The sequence below is a fragment of the Azotobacter beijerinckii genome, from assembly GCF_900110885.1.
Taxonomy (GTDB): Bacteria; Pseudomonadota; Gammaproteobacteria; order Pseudomonadales; family Pseudomonadaceae; genus Azotobacter; species Azotobacter beijerinckii.
This window is the reverse complement of record NZ_FOFJ01000005.1, coordinates 78,246-94,396: the sequence shown is the minus strand read 5'-3', so window position 1 is coordinate 94,396 and position 16,151 is coordinate 78,246. Positions and strand designations below refer to the sequence as shown.

17 protein-coding genes are annotated in these 16,151 nt (G+C 67.1%); 12 read left to right on the top strand and 5 right to left on the bottom strand.

Annotated elements, in window-relative coordinates; genetic code table 11:
* Positions 1-42 precede the first annotated feature (42 nt).
* Positions 43-1,260, bottom strand: a complete 1,218-nt coding sequence (gene serB, locus BMY22_RS04155; RefSeq protein ID WP_208599225.1) for a phosphoserine phosphatase SerB — start codon at positions 1,258-1,260, stop codon at positions 43-45.
* Positions 1,261-1,427: 167 nt separating this feature from the next.
* On the opposite strand from serB, the gene BMY22_RS04150 reads away from it, so the two are divergent.
* From BMY22_RS04150 to BMY22_RS04130, 6 genes are all read left to right on the top strand, one after another.
* On the top strand, positions 1,428-3,059 hold the full coding sequence (locus BMY22_RS04150) for an AhpA/YtjB family protein (RefSeq protein WP_090619804.1): 1,632 nt from the start codon (positions 1,428-1,430) through the stop codon (positions 3,057-3,059).
* Between the two features lie 155 nt (positions 3,060-3,214).
* Positions 3,215-3,628, top strand: a complete 414-nt coding sequence (locus BMY22_RS04145; RefSeq protein WP_090619802.1) for a DUF350 domain-containing protein — start codon at positions 3,215-3,217, stop codon at positions 3,626-3,628.
* 102 nt (positions 3,629-3,730) lie between these two features.
* A complete protein-coding gene (locus tag BMY22_RS04140; RefSeq protein WP_090619801.1) occupies positions 3,731-5,098 on the top strand; it encodes an L-serine ammonia-lyase in 1,368 nt (455 codons plus the stop codon).
* A gap of 124 nt (positions 5,099-5,222) precedes the next feature.
* The gene (gcvT, locus tag BMY22_RS04135) at positions 5,223-6,347 is read left to right on the top strand and encodes a glycine cleavage system aminomethyltransferase GcvT (protein ID WP_090619799.1); all 1,125 of its coding nucleotides are present in this window, start codon (positions 5,223-5,225) and stop codon (positions 6,345-6,347) included.
* Between the two features lie 154 nt (positions 6,348-6,501).
* On the top strand, positions 6,502-6,663 hold the full coding sequence (locus tag BMY22_RS24255) for a hypothetical protein (protein ID WP_167363693.1): 162 nt from the start codon (positions 6,502-6,504) through the stop codon (positions 6,661-6,663).
* 293 nt (positions 6,664-6,956) lie between these two features.
* Positions 6,957-7,127, top strand: coding sequence for a con-10 family general stress protein (locus BMY22_RS04130; protein WP_090619798.1), 171 nt, complete (start codon positions 6,957-6,959; stop codon positions 7,125-7,127).
* 34 nt (positions 7,128-7,161) lie between these two features.
* Here BMY22_RS04130 and BMY22_RS04125 read toward each other — a convergent pair whose 3' ends face one another.
* Both BMY22_RS04125 and BMY22_RS04120 read right to left on the bottom strand, forming a co-directional pair.
* A complete protein-coding gene (locus BMY22_RS04125; protein ID WP_090619796.1) occupies positions 7,162-8,349 on the bottom strand; it encodes an acetyl-CoA C-acyltransferase in 1,188 nt (395 codons plus the stop codon).
* A gap of 144 nt (positions 8,350-8,493) precedes the next feature.
* Positions 8,494-9,258 carry an SDR family NAD(P)-dependent oxidoreductase gene (locus tag BMY22_RS04120; RefSeq protein WP_090619795.1) on the bottom strand — a complete coding sequence of 255 codons (765 nt, stop codon included), beginning with the start codon at positions 9,256-9,258 and terminating at the stop codon, positions 8,494-8,496.
* 208 nt (positions 9,259-9,466) lie between these two features.
* Between BMY22_RS04120 and BMY22_RS04115 the strand changes: the two genes are divergently transcribed.
* From BMY22_RS04115 to BMY22_RS04095, 5 genes are all read left to right on the top strand, one after another.
* On the top strand, positions 9,467-10,072 hold the full coding sequence (locus BMY22_RS04115; RefSeq protein WP_167363695.1) for an RNA polymerase sigma factor: 606 nt from the start codon (positions 9,467-9,469) through the stop codon (positions 10,070-10,072).
* The gene (locus BMY22_RS04110; RefSeq protein ID WP_090619792.1) at positions 10,066-10,302 is read left to right on the top strand and encodes an anti-sigma factor family protein; all 237 of its coding nucleotides are present in this window, start codon (positions 10,066-10,068) and stop codon (positions 10,300-10,302) included. Before BMY22_RS04115 ends, BMY22_RS04110 begins: the two co-directional genes overlap by 7 nt.
* A 102-nt stretch (positions 10,303-10,404) precedes the next feature.
* The gene (msrP, locus tag BMY22_RS04105; RefSeq protein ID WP_090619790.1) at positions 10,405-11,418 is read left to right on the top strand and encodes a protein-methionine-sulfoxide reductase catalytic subunit MsrP; all 1,014 of its coding nucleotides are present in this window, start codon (positions 10,405-10,407) and stop codon (positions 11,416-11,418) included.
* 2 nt (positions 11,419-11,420) lie between these two features.
* A complete protein-coding gene (msrQ, locus tag BMY22_RS04100) occupies positions 11,421-12,020 on the top strand; it encodes a protein-methionine-sulfoxide reductase heme-binding subunit MsrQ (RefSeq protein WP_090619789.1) in 600 nt (199 codons plus the stop codon).
* Positions 12,021-12,289: 269 nt separating this feature from the next.
* Positions 12,290-13,066, top strand: coding sequence for an acyltransferase family protein (locus tag BMY22_RS04095; protein WP_090619787.1), 777 nt, complete (start codon positions 12,290-12,292; stop codon positions 13,064-13,066).
* Positions 13,067-13,671: 605 nt separating this feature from the next.
* Here BMY22_RS04095 and BMY22_RS24620 read toward each other — a convergent pair.
* On the bottom strand, positions 13,672-13,959 hold the full coding sequence (locus BMY22_RS24620) for a hypothetical protein (protein ID WP_090619784.1): 288 nt from the start codon (positions 13,957-13,959) through the stop codon (positions 13,672-13,674).
* 834 nt (positions 13,960-14,793) lie between these two features.
* On the opposite strand from BMY22_RS24620, the gene BMY22_RS04080 reads away from it, so the two are divergent.
* Entirely contained in the window at positions 14,794-15,345 is a 552-nt protein-coding gene (locus BMY22_RS04080; protein ID WP_090619782.1) for an ATP-dependent Clp protease proteolytic subunit, read from the top strand.
* A gap of 72 nt (positions 15,346-15,417) precedes the next feature.
* Here the strand turns inward: BMY22_RS04080 and BMY22_RS04075 are convergent, their stop codons facing one another.
* The gene (locus BMY22_RS04075) at positions 15,418-15,579 is read right to left on the bottom strand and encodes a hypothetical protein (RefSeq protein WP_244158794.1); all 162 of its coding nucleotides are present in this window, start codon (positions 15,577-15,579) and stop codon (positions 15,418-15,420) included.
* Positions 15,580-16,151 lie beyond the last annotated feature (572 nt).

Below are 16,151 nucleotides of genomic sequence, written 5' to 3'. Positions count from 1 at the left end.
GCGACCAGGAGCGCCTGCGCCGCCGGCTCGGCGAAGCGGGCTTCAGGCTCCCGGCTCGCCGCGGTCCCGGTAGCCGAGCAGGTAGAGGATGCCGTCCAGCCCGAGGTTGCTGATCGCCTGCTTGGCCGACTGGCGGACCAGCGGCTTGGCGCGGAAGGCCACCCCCAGGCCGGCCAGGCCGAGCATCGGCAGGTCGTTGGCACCGTCGCCGACGGCGATGGTCTGCTCCAGGCAAAGCCCCTCCTGCGCGGCCAGCTGGCAGAGCAGGTCGGCCTTGCGCTGGGCGTCGACGATCGGCTCGACGGCCACCCCGGTGACCTTGCCGTCGACGATCTCCAGCTCGTTGGCGAACACGTAGTCGATACCCAGCTTGGCCTGCACCTGGCGGGCGAAGTAGGAAAAGCCGCCGGAGAGGATCGCCGTCTTGTAGCCCAGACGCTTGAGTTCGGCGAACAGCACCTCGGCGCCCTCGGTCAGCCGCAGGGAGGCGCCGACGTCCGCCAGCACGCTGTCCGGCAGCCCCTTGAGCAGCGCCAGGCGCTCCTTGAAGCTGGCGCGGAAATCCAGCTCGCCGCGCATCGCCCGCTCGGTGATCGCCGCCACCTGCTCGCCGATGCCGGCGGCCTTGGCCAGCTCGTCGATCACCTCCGCCTCGATCAGCGTCGAGTCCATGTCGAACACCGCCAGGCGGCGGACGCGGCGGAACACCGTGTCGAGCTGGAAGCCGATGTCGACGTTCAGCTCCTGAGCGGCGAGCAAAAACTCGTCGCGCAGCGCCGCCGGGTCGGCCGGCTCGCCGCGCACCGAGAACTCGATGCAGCCCTTGCTGCGCGCCTCCGGCGTATCCAGCGCGAGGCGCCCGGACAGGCGGTCGATCTGATCGATCTCCAGAGCGTGGCGGGCGGTGATCGCGCTGACCCGCTCGAGCTGCGCGGCGGTGACCCGGCGCGTCATCAGGGTGACGATGTAGCGCGGCTTGCCTTGGCCGGCGACCCAGGCCCGGTAGTCGGCCTCGGCAACCTGGGTGAAACGCACCTGCTGCTCCAGGGCGTGAGCGACGAACAGCACCTCCTTCTGCAGCGCCGACAGCTCGCCGCCGGCCGGAATCTCGACCAGGATGCCGAACGACAGGGTGTCATGGACGACCGCCTGACCGATGTCGAGGATGCCCACGCCGCAGCGGGCCAGCGCGCCGGTGATGGCCGCGGTCAGGCCGGGACGATCCGCCCCGGAGATGTTGATCAGGACAATTTCGCGCAAGGCGCCTCTCCCATGGCAAAGAAGGCGGCATTCTAGCAGGCCCCGCCGGGCCGGGTGCTTCCCGACCGAACGCCGAATCCGTCGGACAGTTTCCCCCGATCAAACCTTACGGCGCCCCCCCGGCATTCCGTATACTGCGCGCCCGACCGCCTCAAGAGCCGCGATCAGTGAACCGGCCAGCCCCCGTCAAGCCCGACAATTTCTTCGTCCTGCTGTTTCGTGCCCTGACCCAGCGGCGCGTCCCAGTCCCCCTGCGCATCATCAGCCACAGCCTGGTGCTGGTGATCCTCGCGCTGGCCCTCTATTCCTGGCTGGTCGGCCTGCAGGTCCGCCAGACCATGCACGAGCAGGCCGACGCCCTCGGCCAGACGCTGATCACCCAGACCGCGGCCTCGGCCAGCCAGTTGCTGGTGGCCAACGACATCCTCAGCCTCAACGTGCTGCTGGGCAACCTGACGAAGAACCCGCTGGTCGCCCACGCGGCCGTCTACAACGCGGACAACCACCTTCTCGCCGAGGCCGGCAGCCGTCCGCAGAAAATGCCGCCGGAAGGCGACCCCACCCTCCATGCCCGGCCCATCACCTTCCAGGACAGCGTCACCGGACACCTGCGCATCGTCCTGAGCATGCCGCAGTTCCGCGAGCCGTTCATCGTCGGTCTGCGCAACATGGGCCTGATCGGCTTGGGGCTGCTGGTCCTGACGCTGATCCTCGGCCTGCGCCTGGGCTACAACCTCTCCACGCCGCTGCTGCAGCTGCGTATCTGGCTGCGCGATCCGGACGACCACGCTCCCGGCGCCGAGCGCCAGGACGAGATCGGCGACCTGGCCCGCCAGCTGCAGGCCCGCCTGGGGCCGGAGCGGCCGGCCCGCCCCGCCTTCGACGAGCTCGAGGACGAGGACGAGGACGAGGACGACGAGCTGCCGCTCGGCATGCCGACACCCGCCAAGCCGGTCTCCCGTCCCGCGACAGCCGCCAAGCCGGCCCCTTACGCCGCGCCGCCCGAGGTAGCACCGCCCCCCGTGGCACCGCCCGCCAAGCCGGTGCCGGCCGTGCAACCGTCGCCCCTCTCCAAACGGCTGCGCGCCGACCTCGACCTGGACGACGAGGACGAGGACCCGCCGCTGCGCCGACTGGTCCCGGAGCGCGACGACGAGCCCGACTTCGCCTCCGCGCTGGACGAGGACTTCGCGCCCGCCGCCGCACCCACCTCGCACCGGCAGGCTCGCGAAAGCGCGGTGCTGGCCATCCAGCTCGGCCCCCTGGATCAGCTGCGCAGCCTGTCCCGCGATCAGTTGGTGGAGCTGCGCCGGCGCTATCGCGACAGCCTGGAGCAGGCCGCGGCGTTCTACGGCGGGGAGCTGCACCCCCTCGACGAGGACAGCGGCCTGCTGCTGTTCCATCGCCGCGAATGCGGCGACGACTACCTGGCCAACGCCATCTGCTGCGCCGAGCTGCTGCGTTCGCTGAAGTCCGAGCTGGAACGCGAGGCGGCCAACGGCGTCACCCTGCAACTGCAGCTCGGCCTGGCGCGCGGCGAGCAACTCGCCGGCCTGGGCCAGGCGGCCCTGCTGCTCAGTCCGGGCGGCCAGGCCGCACTGACCCTCGCGCAGTACAGCCACAACGTCCTGCTGCTGGAGCGGCAGATCGGCGAGGACCCCGAGGTCCGCCTGCGGGTGCGTCTGCGCCCGCTTGCCATGCCCGAGGGCGGCGCCGCCATCGAGCGCCTGCTGGAGCCCTATCCCACCGAGCTGGCCGGTCAGTTGGCCCGCCTGCGCGAAGAGCTGCAGAACTACTGACCCCCGGCCCCGCCGGCGCCGGGTCGCAGTCCGGCGTCGGCGGAACTCGACGCCCATCGCCGTTCCCGCCAGCAGCCGCGCCGGTCGATTGCCGGAGCACCGGCGGCGGGCCGGGGTGCCGGCCTCCTGAAACCGCACGCCAGGGAGCGGCTCCGATGCCCGACGCCATTGCCTTCTACCTCGCCGGGCTGCCGGCCTTCGTGCGCTACTTCGGCGCAGGCATGCTCCTGCTGGCACTGTTCGGCCTGATCTACGCCACCCTCACCCCGCACAAGGAATGGCGGCTGATCCGCGCCAACGTGCCGGCCGCCGCGCTGGCCTTCGGCGGCAGCCTACTGGGCTTCGCCCTGCCGCTGGCCGGCGCCATGCGCGAGTCGGTCAGCCTGCTCGACTTCCTGTTCTGGGCCCTGGTGGCGCTGCTCGTCCAGCTGCTCGCCTTCGGCCTGCTGCGCCTGCTGATCCCCGATCTGGGCCGGCGCATCGGCGACAACGAAATGGCCAGCGCCATCTTGGTCGCCCTGGTGTCGGTCGCCGTCGGCGTGCTGAATGCCGCGGCCATGAAGGGCTGACCCGACAGAGGACGCCAGCCCGATCCTCCTGCCGCACTGCCTCCTCGACCGGGCGGCCCGGTCTAGACTGAACACAGAACCCCGCCGTTCCCGAGTTCGACCATGGCCCTCAGCGTCTTCGACCTGTTCAAGATCGGCATCGGCCCCTCCAGCTCCCACACCGTCGGCCCGATGCGCGCCGCCGCGCGCTTCGTCGAGGGGCTGCGCGACGACGGCCTGCTGGCCGCGACCGAGCAGGTGAGGGTGGAGTTGTACGGCTCCCTCGGCGCCACCGGCAAAGGCCACGGCAGCGACACCGCGGTGCTGCTCGGCCTGGAGGGCGAGCAGCCGGACCGGGTCGATACCGCCGCCATCCCCCGGCGCCTGGCGGCGATCCGCGCATGCCGCGAGCTGCGCCTGCTCGGCGACCGGCCGATCCGCTTCGTCGAGAAGGAACACCTGGCGCTGATCCGCAAGCCTCTGCCCTACCATCCCAACGGCATGGTCTTTCGCGCCTTCGATGCGGCCGGCCTGCAGATCCGCAGCCGCACCAGCTACTCGGTGGGCGGCGGCTTCGTGGTCGACGAAGGGGGCGCAGCGCCGATCGACGGCGGCCCGGCGCTGCCCCACCCCTTCCACAGCGCTGCCGAACTGCTGGCCCGCTGCACCGAACGGGGCCTGTCGATCGGCGCGCTGATGGCCGAGAACGAACGGGCCTGGCGCAGCGACGCGCAAACCCATGCCGGGCTGCAGCGCCTCTGGCGAACCATGCAGGACTGCGTCGCCGCCGGCTGCCGCCATGAGGGCGTGCTGCCCGGCGGCCTCGGCGTGCGCCGGCGCGCCGCCGATCTCCACCGCCAGCTCGCCGAGCGACCCGCGGCGGGCCGCCACGATCCGCTCGACGCCCTCGACTGGGTGGACCTCTACGCCCTGGCGGTGAACGAGGAAAACGCCGCCGGCGGTCGCGTGGTCACTGCGCCGACCAACGGCGCCGCCGGTATAATCCCCGCCGTACTGCACTACTACCGCCGCTTCGTCCCCGGCGCCGACGACGCGGGCGTCGAACGCTTCCTGCTCTGCGCCGCCGCCATCGGCATCCTCTACAAGGAGAACGCCTCGATCTCCGGCGCCGAGGTCGGCTGCCAGGGCGAGGTCGGCGTGGCCTGCTCGATGGCTGCCGGCGCGCTCTGCGAAGTGCAGGGCGGTACCCCGGCGCAGGTCGAGAACGCCGCCGAGATCGGCATGGAGCACAACCTCGGCCTGACCTGCGATCCGGTCGGCGGGCTGGTCCAGGTGCCGTGCATCGAGCGCAACGCGATGGGCGCGGTGAAGGCGATCAACGCCGCACGCCTTGCCCTGCGCGGCGACGGCCGGCATTTCGTCTCGCTGGACAAGGTGATCCGCACCATGCGCCAGACCGGCGCCGACATGAAGAGCAAGTACAAGGAAACCGCCCGCGGCGGCCTGGCGGTGAACATCGTCGAATGCTGACCTCCCACCCCGGCGGGACAAAGGCCGACGGCACCGCCGCCACAGCAATTCCCTCGCCCCTTGGGCAGAGGACCAGGGAGAGGGGCCGCAAGCGCCCCTCTCCGTCATTTTCCAGGAGACCCGCATGACCCCCGAAACCCTTGCCCGCACGCCGCTCCACGCCCTGCACCTCGAACTGGGCGCGCGCATGGTGCCCTTCGCCGGCTACGAGATGCCGGTGCAGTACCCGCCGGGCATCCTCAAGGAGCACCTGCACTGCCGCGACCAGGCCGGGCTGTTCGACGTCTCGCACATGGGCCAGATCGTCCTGCGCGGCGCCGGGGCCGCCGCCGCCCTGGAAAGCCTGGTGCCGGTGGACATCCGCGACCTGCCGGTGGGTCTGCAGCGCTACGCCCTGTTCACCGACGACAACGGCGGCATCCTCGACGACCTGATGGTCGCCCGCCTCGACGAAGACAGCCTGTTCCTGGTGGTCAACGCCGCTTGCAAGGAACAGGACCTGGCCCACCTGCGCCGGCACCTCGGCGGACAGTGCGAGATCGAGTCGCTGTTCGAGTCCCGCGCCCTGCTCGCCCTGCAGGGCCTCAAGGCGGTGGACGTGCTGGCCCGCCTGGCGCCCTCGGTGGCGCAGATGACCTTCATGCGCTTCGCCCGCGTCGAACTGCTCGGCATCGACTGCTTTGTCAGCCGCTCCGGCTACACCGGCGAGGACGGCTTCGAGATCTCCGTGCCGGTCGAGCACGCCGAGAAACTCGCCCGCGCCCTGCTCGCCGAGCCGGAAGTCCAGGCCATCGGTCTCGGCGCCCGCGACTCGCTGCGCCTGGAGGCCGGCCTGTGCCTCTACGGCCACGACATGAACACCGCCACCACCCCCGTCGAGGCCAGCCTGCAGTGGGCCATCTCCAAGGTCCGCCGCGAAGGCGGCGCACGCGCAGGCGGCTTCCCCGGCGCGCAGCGGATCTTCGCCCAGCAGCGGGAAGGCGTGGCGCGCAAGCGCGTCGGCCTGCTGCCTCTGGAGCGCGTGCCGGTGCGCGAGGGCGCGGAGATCGTCGATGCCGACGGCACCCCCATCGGCCAGGTGACCAGCGGCGGCTTCGGCCCGAGCCTCGGCGCACCGGTGGCGATGGGCTATCTCGACAGCGCCCACAGCGCCCTGGACACCCCGGTCTGGGCCATCGTGCGCGGCAAGCGCGTGGCCATGAAGGTCGCCAGAACGCCCTTCGTGGCCCAGCGCTACTACCGCGGCTGAAGCGGCGGCGGCCGATCCTGTGAACCGGGCCGGCGGCTCCCGCCGCCGGCCCTGCCCCTGCACGCCGATCAAGCGCCCTTTGACAAGCGACTCCCCGACCGCTAAACAGAAAAACAAGAGTCAGCTAACCATTGGGCAACCACAGGTGAACAACATGAAGAAAAACACCGCGCTCGACCCGAAGAAGCACCTCGAACCCGGGCTGGAAATCCATAGCTGCGAAGACCTGCCGGACCTCGTCCTGCCACGCCTCCAGGGCGACTGGCGCCTGTCGCGCTCGGACAAGCCAAGACGTACCTGGCGGCTGAGCAAGTAGACCGTCCCCACCGCTCCGGGCTTCCACGCAGGCCTGTGGAAGCCTTCGAATAACCTGCAACCACCCCCAAGCGACTTTGCGTCGGCTGGGAAACCGCGAAACGCTTTCCACCGTCGGCCCTGATCCCGCGGCCCAATGGCCGGGCGACCGCCCGTCGAGCCCCTCCTACCGTTCATCCGCTGCCCGACCCTTCGCCGGAAAGACCGGAACTCTGCCGATAGGCTTCTCTCAGTAACTGAGCAGGCGGATGCACGTCCGGCCTGCCGACCCATCAGCACGCAAGGAGAGAGGCCATGTCCAAACACGCCAATCCCGGCAACTTCGCCAACGATCCCGAACGGGCCGCCGCTGCCGGCCGCAAGGGCGGGCACAACAGCGGCGGCAACTTCGCCAACGATCCGAAGAAGGCCTCCGAGGCCGGGCGCAAGGGGGGCCGCAACAGCCACGGCGGCGGTCGGCACTGACGCCGCAAGGGCGGGAGCGCCAGGCTCCCGCCCGTCAGGCCATTTCCACGGCGATCGCCGTCGCCTCGCCGCCGCCGATGCACAGGCTGGCGATCCCGCGCCGCCCGCCGCTGCGCCGCAGGGCGCCGAGCAGGCTGACTAGGATCCGCGCGCCGGAAGCGCCGATCGGATGCCCCAGCGCGCAGGCGCCGCCGTGGACGTTCACCCGGCCCGGATCGAGTTCCAGGTCGCGGATCGCCGCCAGAGTCACCACCGCGAAAGCCTCGTTGATCTCCCACAGGTCGACGTCGCCGGTCGTCCAGCCGGCCCGCTCCAGCATCCGCCGCATGGCGCCGACCGGCGCGGTGGGGAATAGGCGCGGCTCGTGGGCATGGCTGGCATGGCCGACGACGGTCGCCAGCGGCGCGAGTCCGAGCCGCCCGGCCGTGGAGCGGCGCATCAGCAGCAGCGCGGCGGCACCGTCGGCGATCGAGCTGGAGTTGGCCGCGGTCACCGTGCCGCCCTCGCGAAAGGCTGGCTTGAGTTCGGGAATCCGCTCCAGCCGGGCCTTCGGCGGCTGCTCGTCGTGCTCGAGGACAATCTTGCCCTTGCGCCCGGCGAGCTTCACCGGGACGATCTCCCAGGCGAAGGCGCCGGACTCGATGGCCGCCCGGGCACGGCTCGTCGAGGTCATGGCCCAGGCGTCCTGCTCCTCCCGGGTGAAGCCGTAGCTGGCCGCACAGTCCTCGGCAAAGGTGCCCATCAGCCGGCCGCGGTCGAAGTAGGCGTCCTCCAGGCCGTCGAAGAACATGTGGTCGAGCACCTGCCGGTGGCCGAGGCGGTAGCCGCCGCGTGCGCCGGGCATCAGGTACGGCGCGTTGCTCATCGACTCCATGCCGCCGGCCAGCATGACCTCGGCCGTGCCGGCGAGCAGCAGATCGTGGGCCAGCATCGCGGCCTTCATCCCCGAACCGCAGACCTTGTTGACCGTGGTGCAGCCGACCGACAGCGGCAGGCCGGCCTCAATCGCCGCCTGGCGGGCCGGCGCCTGGCCGAGGCCGGCGGGCAGCACGCAGCCGAGAATCAGCTCCTGCACCCGCTCGCCGGGAAGGCCGGCGCGCTCCAGCGCCGCCCGCACGGCGACGCCGCCCAGCTGCGGGGCGCTCAGGCTGGAGAGTTCGCCCTGGAAGCCGCCGAGCGGCGTGCGGGCGGCGGAAACGATGACAACCGGATCGTGGGACATGGCACCCTCGCTGATGAAATGAAGGGTCGGAGCCAGCCCTTGGCAGCCTCTCCCGGTGGGAAGAGGCGTGGGGACGAGGCGCTCGCACGCCCACCCCGGGCAGGCCAACCGACCACGTTGGCAAGACAGGAACTCCCCGGCGGGCTAGCGGGCGGCCATGCGGATGGCGCCGTCCAGGCGGATGACCTCGCCGTTCAGGTACTGGTTGGCGAAGATGTGCTCCACCAGGGCGGCATACTCGCCCGGCCGGCCCAGGCGGTTCGGAAAGGGCACCATCCGGGCCAGCGAATCCCGGAGTTCGCCGGGCATGCCGAGCAGCATCGGCGTCTCCATGATCCCCGGAGCGATGGCCATGACGCGGATACCGTAGCGGCACAGCTCGCGGGCGATCGGCAGGGTCATCGCCACCACGCCGCCCTTGGAAGCGGCATAGGCGGCCTGGCCGATCTGCCCCTCGAAGGCCGCCACCGAGGCGGTGCTGACGATCACCCCGCGCTCGCCCGAGGCGTCCGGCTCGCCGGCACTCATGATCTCGGCGGCCAGGCGGATCATGTTGAAGCTGCCCAGCAGGTTGATGTTGAGGGTGCGCGCGAAGGTCTCCAGCGCATGCGGCCCCTCGCGCCCGACCAGCTTCTCCGCCGGGGCGACGCCGGCGCAGTTCACCAGGCCGCGCAGGGTGCCCATGCCGACCGCGGCGGCGAAGCAGGCGCGGGCGCTGTCGGCGCTGGTCACGTCGGTCGCGACGAAGCGGGCGCGCTCGCCCAGGTCGCAGGCCACCGCGGCGCCGGCCTCGCGGTTGACGTCCGCCAGCACCACCTTGCCGCCCCGCTCGACGATCATCCGTGCCGTTGCCGCCCCCAGCCCGGAACCCCCGCCGGTCACCACGCACACGCTGTCCCTGATCTGCATGAGCCTTCCTCCCTGTCGTCCAAGGAAGTCTAGCCCTGCTCCACACCGGTGCCGACGAATGGCGCGGAACGCGGTAACAAAACCGGCGCCGGCGCATCGGAACGCTGCCCCTGCCCCACGGCACCCAGGCCGCTCGCCGGCGCCCTCGACTGGCTGGTCGCCAAGCGCTGCGGCTATCCTCGGGCACGACGCCGAACGCAGGACGACCATGGACGCAGAACGACAACTGATCGAAGGCCTACGGCGCGGCGAAAGCGGCGCCTGCGAGGCCGCGATCCGCACCCACCACCGCTTCCTGATCGCCATGGCGGCCCCGCTGGTCGGCGCGGACCTCGCCGCCGACGTGGCCCAGGAAACCTGGATCAGGGCCTTCGCCGCCATCGGCACCTTCGAGGGCCGCTCGCGGCTGCGCACCTGGCTGGCGCGCATCGCCCTCAACGAGGCGCGGAGCCTGCTGCGCCAGCGCAGGCGCGAGCTGTCCTGGGAGGGCTGGGGCGAGGATTCCGGCTCGCCGCTGGCCGGGCGCTTCGACGCGGCGGGCGAATGGGCCCGGCCGCCGCTGCCCTGGCATCACGACACCCCGGAGGCGCTGCTCACCGAGGCCGAACTGCACACATGCATCCGCAAGCACCTGCACCGCCTGCCCGCCGACCAGCAGGCGGTGGTGACGATGCGCGAGCTGGCCGGGCTGGAGTTCGCCGAGATCGCCGAAACCCTGGGCCTGACCGCGGGTAACGTGCGGGTCCTGCTGCATCGCGCGCGCCAGCGCCTGCAGGCCATGCTGGAACATTTCGAGGAGGAAGGAACATGCTGAAATGCCGGCAGGTCAGCGAGCTCGGCTCGGAAATCGTCGACCGGCGGCTGAGCTTCGGGACGCGTCTGGCAGTCCTCGCCCACCTCGGCCTCTGCCCCCACTGCCGCCGCTACCTCGGGCAGTTGCGGCTGACCGCCGAGACCCTGCGGCGGCTGCCGCTGGAGGACGAGCCGGAGGCCCCGGCGATCCTCGCGGCGATTCGCCGGCGCCAGGGCGAAACCAAGGACTGATCGCGACACGTCGGCCGCTGTAACATTTCCCGGCCCGTTCCATCCAACTCTCGCCGGCCGCTAGCCGCGCGCCGGAGTCCGCGACCGCCCCGAGAGACGACCATGCTGATCCAGATCCCGCCCCGTTCGCACTGCCCCTCCTCCGAGATCACCCCGGAGTCCGTCTACCTGTCGCGCCGGCGCTTCCTTGGCGTCGCCGGCACGGCGCTGGGCGCCGCCGCCCTGCCCGCCTGGGCCCTGGCCGACGACGCCCCGCGCTACCCAGGCGTAGAGCCGGGCCGGCCGCCCGCCTGGTTCGCGCAGAAGCTGCCCGACACCCGCTGGCAGGCGGTCGAGGCGCCGGGCGAGGCCATCACGCCCTATCGCGACGCCAGCCACTACAACAACTTCTACGAGTTCGGCCCGGACAAGGGCGATCCGGCGGCGAACGCCGGCCAGCTGCCCACCGAACCCTGGACGGTGCGCATCGACGGCGAGGTCGGCAAGCCGGGCCAGTACGCCCTGGAGGACCTGATCCGCCCGCACGCGCTGGAGGAGCGCATCTACCGCCTGCGCTGCGTGGAAGCCTGGTCGATGGTGATCCCCTGGCTGGGCCTTCCCCTCGCCGACCTGCTCACGCGCGTCGAACCGACCGGCAAGGCCCGCTACGTGGCCTTCGAGACGCTGGTCGATCCCGAACACATGCCGGGGCAGCGCTCGCATTTCGCCCTGCTCGACTGGCCGTACCGGGAAGGCCTGCGGATCGACGAGGCGATGCACCCGCTGACCCTTCTCGCCGTCGGCATGTACGGCCGTGTGCTGCCCAACCAGAACGGCGCGCCGCTGCGTTTGGTGGTGCCTTGGAAGTACGGCTTCAAGAGCATCAAGTCGATCGTCCGCATCAGCCTCACCGAGCAGCAACCTTATGCCACCTGGAACCGGCGGGCACCCGGCGAATACGGCTTCTATGCCAACGTCAACCCCGGAGTGGATCACCCGCGCTGGACCCAGAAGCGCGAGCGGCGCCTGCCCAGCAGCCTGTTCAGCCCCAACCTGCGCGACACCCTGCCGTTCAACGGCTACGCCGAAGAAGTCGCCGGCCTCTACGCCGGCATGGACCTGACCCGGGACTACTGACCATGAAACATCCGTTCTGGCGCTGCGGCGTCTTCGTCGCGGCCCTGCTGCCGCCACCGTACTGGCTGTACCAAGCCTGGACCTTCGCCCTCGGCCCGGACCCCGGCAAGGTGCTGCTCGAACGCCTCGGCCAGGGCAGCCTGGTCCTGCTGCTGCTGACCCTCTGCCTGACCCCGCTGCAGCGGGCCACGCACTGGAGCGGCTGGGCGCTGGTGCGCCGCCAGCTCGGCCTGTGGTGCTTCGCCTATGCCTGCCTGCACCTCTCCGTCTACCTGCTCGTCGTCCTGGGGCTGGATTTCGCCCTGCTCGGCGACGAGCTGCGCAAGCGTCCCTACATCCTGGTCGGCGCGCTGGCCTGGTGCAGCCTGCTGCCGCTCGCCCTCACCTCGAACCGCTTCAGCATGCGCCGCCTGGGCCGCCGCTGGAAGCAACTGCACCGCCTGGCCTATGCGGCCCTTGGCCTGGGACTGCTGCACATGCTGTGGATCGTCCGTTCGGACCTCGGCCAGTGGACGCTCTATGGCGTCTGGGCGCTGCTCCTCCTGGCGCTGCGCCTGCCCGGCGTGGGCCGCCGGCTCGGCCGGGGACGGGCGGCGTCCTGAACGAGCGCAGCCCTCACTCGGCGACACCAGCCGTAGGAGGGAAAAACGCGAAGCGTTTTCCTCCATACCGACGCCCTTGGTGGGGATATCTCAGTTCCTAAGTGGAAACTAAGAAAAAACTCAAAGGTAAATAACTCATACCCGATTAGAATCCCCCCATCACTAACTTTTTGAGATTCACGCAGCATGGGAACATACCGCCTCATTCTGGCACTCCTGGTCGCGATCTCCCACATGGGGGGGTAAGTATCTTTGGAGTTAACGAAGGTGTGATTGCCGTCATCTCATTTCTGATGATTTCAGGTTTCGTGATGACAGCGCTCATCAATGGACACTATCGAAATGCACAGGACATTCCAGCATTTTATCTAGACCGTCTGCTACGCTTACAACCGCAATATTTATTCTACCTTGCCTTGACGCTAACCTATTTCTTCACCATAGGAATAGATGACCCCCTATTCAACTCAGCAACCTTAGAAAGCATTATACTGAACGTACTTATAATACCTGCAAACTTTTACATGACCGAGACCCTTAATGCCCGAGTCATAATCCCACCAGCGTGGTCACTTGGGCTAGAAGCATGCTTCTACCTGACAATTCCAATCCTTGTAGCCTTTAGGCTGCGCCACTTGGCGCTTGCCATCTCATTAATTATTTTTCTATTTGCCTACTCAACAGTTATCGACACGAACCTATTCGGTTACCGTTTTTTGCCCGGAACGCTTTTCATGTTTCTATTAGGCAGTTTCCTCTGCGACGCAGGGAGGTATGGAAAACTGATCATCTTGAGCACTTACTCTCTATGTTGCTCGCTCCTGGCCGCCACCATTATTTTCAACACCTATCGAGCTCCCTACAACATAGAGACACTACTCGGAGTAGCGCTTGGTTTGCCAATCATTTATCTATTAAAAAAAGAAAATACGGCAAACTTGACCAGACCCTTGGAAATATCAGCTACGGCGTATTTCTTAATCATTTTTTATTACTATGGATTTGGAAAGAGCTCGGACTCTCCATATCATCTCCCTCTCAAATGACTGCGTTAATTATGACCTCTATCACCTTGGCTTGGGCAAGCTATCAATTCATTGAAAAGCCGGCAATCCAAATCAGGAAGGATCTGAGACGTAGCTGCAACCCAAACAATCAGGGCCAAAAGCCTTCTAACTCCGGACGAGTGCTTGAAACCGTATCCACGGCTGCTGGGCAAGATCATATCCTGCATTCTGGTTTAATTGAAAATAAAGACAGGGGGGAATAAATCCCCCCTTTTCACGTCGCATCAGAGTGCAGTATTTGCAGATGGGTCTTTGTGGTTGACCCCGCTCGGTTCAGATGACCGAGATCGAGTCGAACGGTGATTCAGTATCGGAGCCTCGGACTCCGAAATCGACTAAACGAGTCAAGCAGGCAGGTCGCTAAGGTTTCTTGCTTTGGTTCTGGCCTTCCGGCCTGGATTGGCTGGAGCCTTGTCCCCCTTGCTTAGCCTGGCTTGGATCTTCTCGACCTTGTCGAGCCTGGCCGCTACCCTCGGCGTGTCTTCCTTGTTCGTGCTGGCCTTCTTTACGAGCAAGATTCGGGTCGCTTTCCGGCCTTCCTTGCTCATTACGACCCGCACCTTGTTTCTGTTGGCTGGCTTCGTTTACGCTGCCTTTTGCACCCTCTCTTTGATTGCCTTGACTGCCTTGCTTTTCATCTTCGGGTTTACGTGTAGTGGCCATGATGATGAACCCCTTACTGTCTTGTTGGAGTTTCGAGTGTTCGGGCATTGGTTCAACTCCCCGACACGCTGACCACCCTTGCAGCTTCCCGCTTCGCCGCCCTTGTAGCTGATTCCCCGCTGGCGCTGGAAACCGTGGTTGTGAGCCGCCGAAATGGCTTCATCGCCCTTGCGGCCTTTCTCACTAATAGTCGCCGTGTCTTTGCTCATGTGCTTACTTCCTCATGAACCACTGTTCTTGCCCTGGAGTCTTTCCTTTGTCTGATGAACTCATGAAATATAAGCTCATTACGTGGTCAATTTCCCTGTGCAACTTTCTTTTCTAGGGCGCGACAGTGGTATTGCGCCCTTCATTATCACTTGCTTTTCGACACACGTGATATCTTTTTAATATAATGCCATCCGTTTTTATAAAGAAGGAACAATCAATCAAGCCTGTTCAAAAGTAGGTAACTCAACTTCCTCCCGATGACACTGCCAGCGTTGTTGGCAGGTTGACGGAGATGTGGCGACAATCCCGGATATGCAACGAACCACCCGGCAGCACGACACCCCTTCCAGCGACGCCATTTCCTATGCCGGTTACCGCTTCCCCTTGAGCCTGCGCATGGTCGAGGAGCGGCCGGCCTCACGTGGCACCTCGATGAGGTGGTCGCCACCCTCAACGGCAGGAGGCACTGGCTGTGGCGCACGGTGGACCAGCCAGCGGCGACACGCTCGTGAGCGGACATTGGAAGAGCCGATATCAGGCAGCTATTCTGCGAGAGAAGTGGCGTCGCCCGTTCACCGCCCCACCCTCAGCCGTTTCGCTGGATTATTGCCAGCGAGGCAGGCCGGACAGACGGAAGGCGGCGGCCGCAGCGGCTGACTCAAGCGATGCGAAAGCCCCGATCCCAGGCTTTGGCAAGGCTGCTCCTGGCGAATAGAGCAACCCAGAACGGGACCGACAGAGAGGTATTGAAAGATGCCGGAGCAGGAAGATGGAGGCATCGCGGATGCCATGAAGAGCCATGGTGACGCCCAACATCACGAGAGTAGTAACCCATGACGAATCATGTCATCCACTTCACGGGTCCGATCAACTCTTCGACGTGCGGGCAGCTCATCAACAAGTGCTCGCAAGCGCTGAAGCAGGATGCATCCGAACTCACCATAAAGATCGCCACCATGGGTGGGGAATGCAGCTATGGCTTTTCTCTTTATAACTTTCTGATGTCGCTGCCCATCCCGGTCAATACCCACAACCTCGGCACCGTCGAGTCCATGGGCAATATCATCTTTCTGGCCGGGCAGCGACGCACCGCGTGCCACCACAGCAAGTTTCTCTTTCATCCGTTCCATTGGACCATCCACGGTTCGGTCGATCACGCCCGGATGTCCGAATACGCCATGAGCCTGGATTTCGACCGCGTCCTTTATGCGCGTATCGTCGCAGAGCGTACCCAGGGGGCCGGAGAGCCCCTGGATGTCTCCCAGTATCTGACCGCCGATTCGCGGATAGTGACGCCCGACGAAGCCATCGCCGCCGGGCTGATCCATGCCGTGGAAGACCTCGGCATGAGCGCCGATACGACCAGCTGGTGCATCCACTCCTGACCCGGCGACGCGAAGCAGTTCGCGGCGCCGTGGCGCGCATCTACCCCTGCCTACCTGCCCAGCCGGCGGCAATCAGCATGGGTTCCGACTCTCCCTCTCCATGTGCTCCGGCTCCGTGTCTTCCCGGTCCTGCTCCAGCACCACCGCCTCGTCGTAGGAATCCAGCGGAATCTCGCCCTCGTCGACATTCGCCTCGTCGTCGTCGGGGTTCAGATCGACGTGCTCCGTGCTCATTGGGTCGCAGGCTCCCGGATACGACGTTCTTCTGGTTCGACTATGGCTCATAAGTACCTCCCGGCAGGCCCGGCACACGTGGGGCCCCGATGAGTTAGAGAGGCGGCGGGATCGACGCGTTCGAGCGGCGTCATGACCATCCGTCACCACGAAATGGCTCCCACGTCCCGCGCCGGAACCCGCCTGCGCCCGAGTGCGCCTCGGGCATGCCCGGCATCTGGCCGCGCATAGGGCGGCCAATCGTCAGCGTGCATCTTTCCGCTACGCGCCATGCCTTTCTCCCACTGCCCTGGCCCGCGATACGGGCAGCGCCAGCCTTTTGTTATCGACTGACGAAACGCGGCAATGACTCCTCCCGCGTCGATGAACGGTTCCCGGCCGACAAGCGGCGTGGCCGGCGCCCGCCGGGCGCACATGCCGCCCGGCGCATCGGCGCCAGGCACTCAGCACTATCGCTCGCCCGCAGGGTCGTAATCAGGAGCCGCCCAGCCACGCAGGCCAGGGCGCTTGGCGGACAGGGGCGCCAAGAGCGATCCGCCGCCCTTCCCGGCGCCAGTTCGCCCCGGACGCCA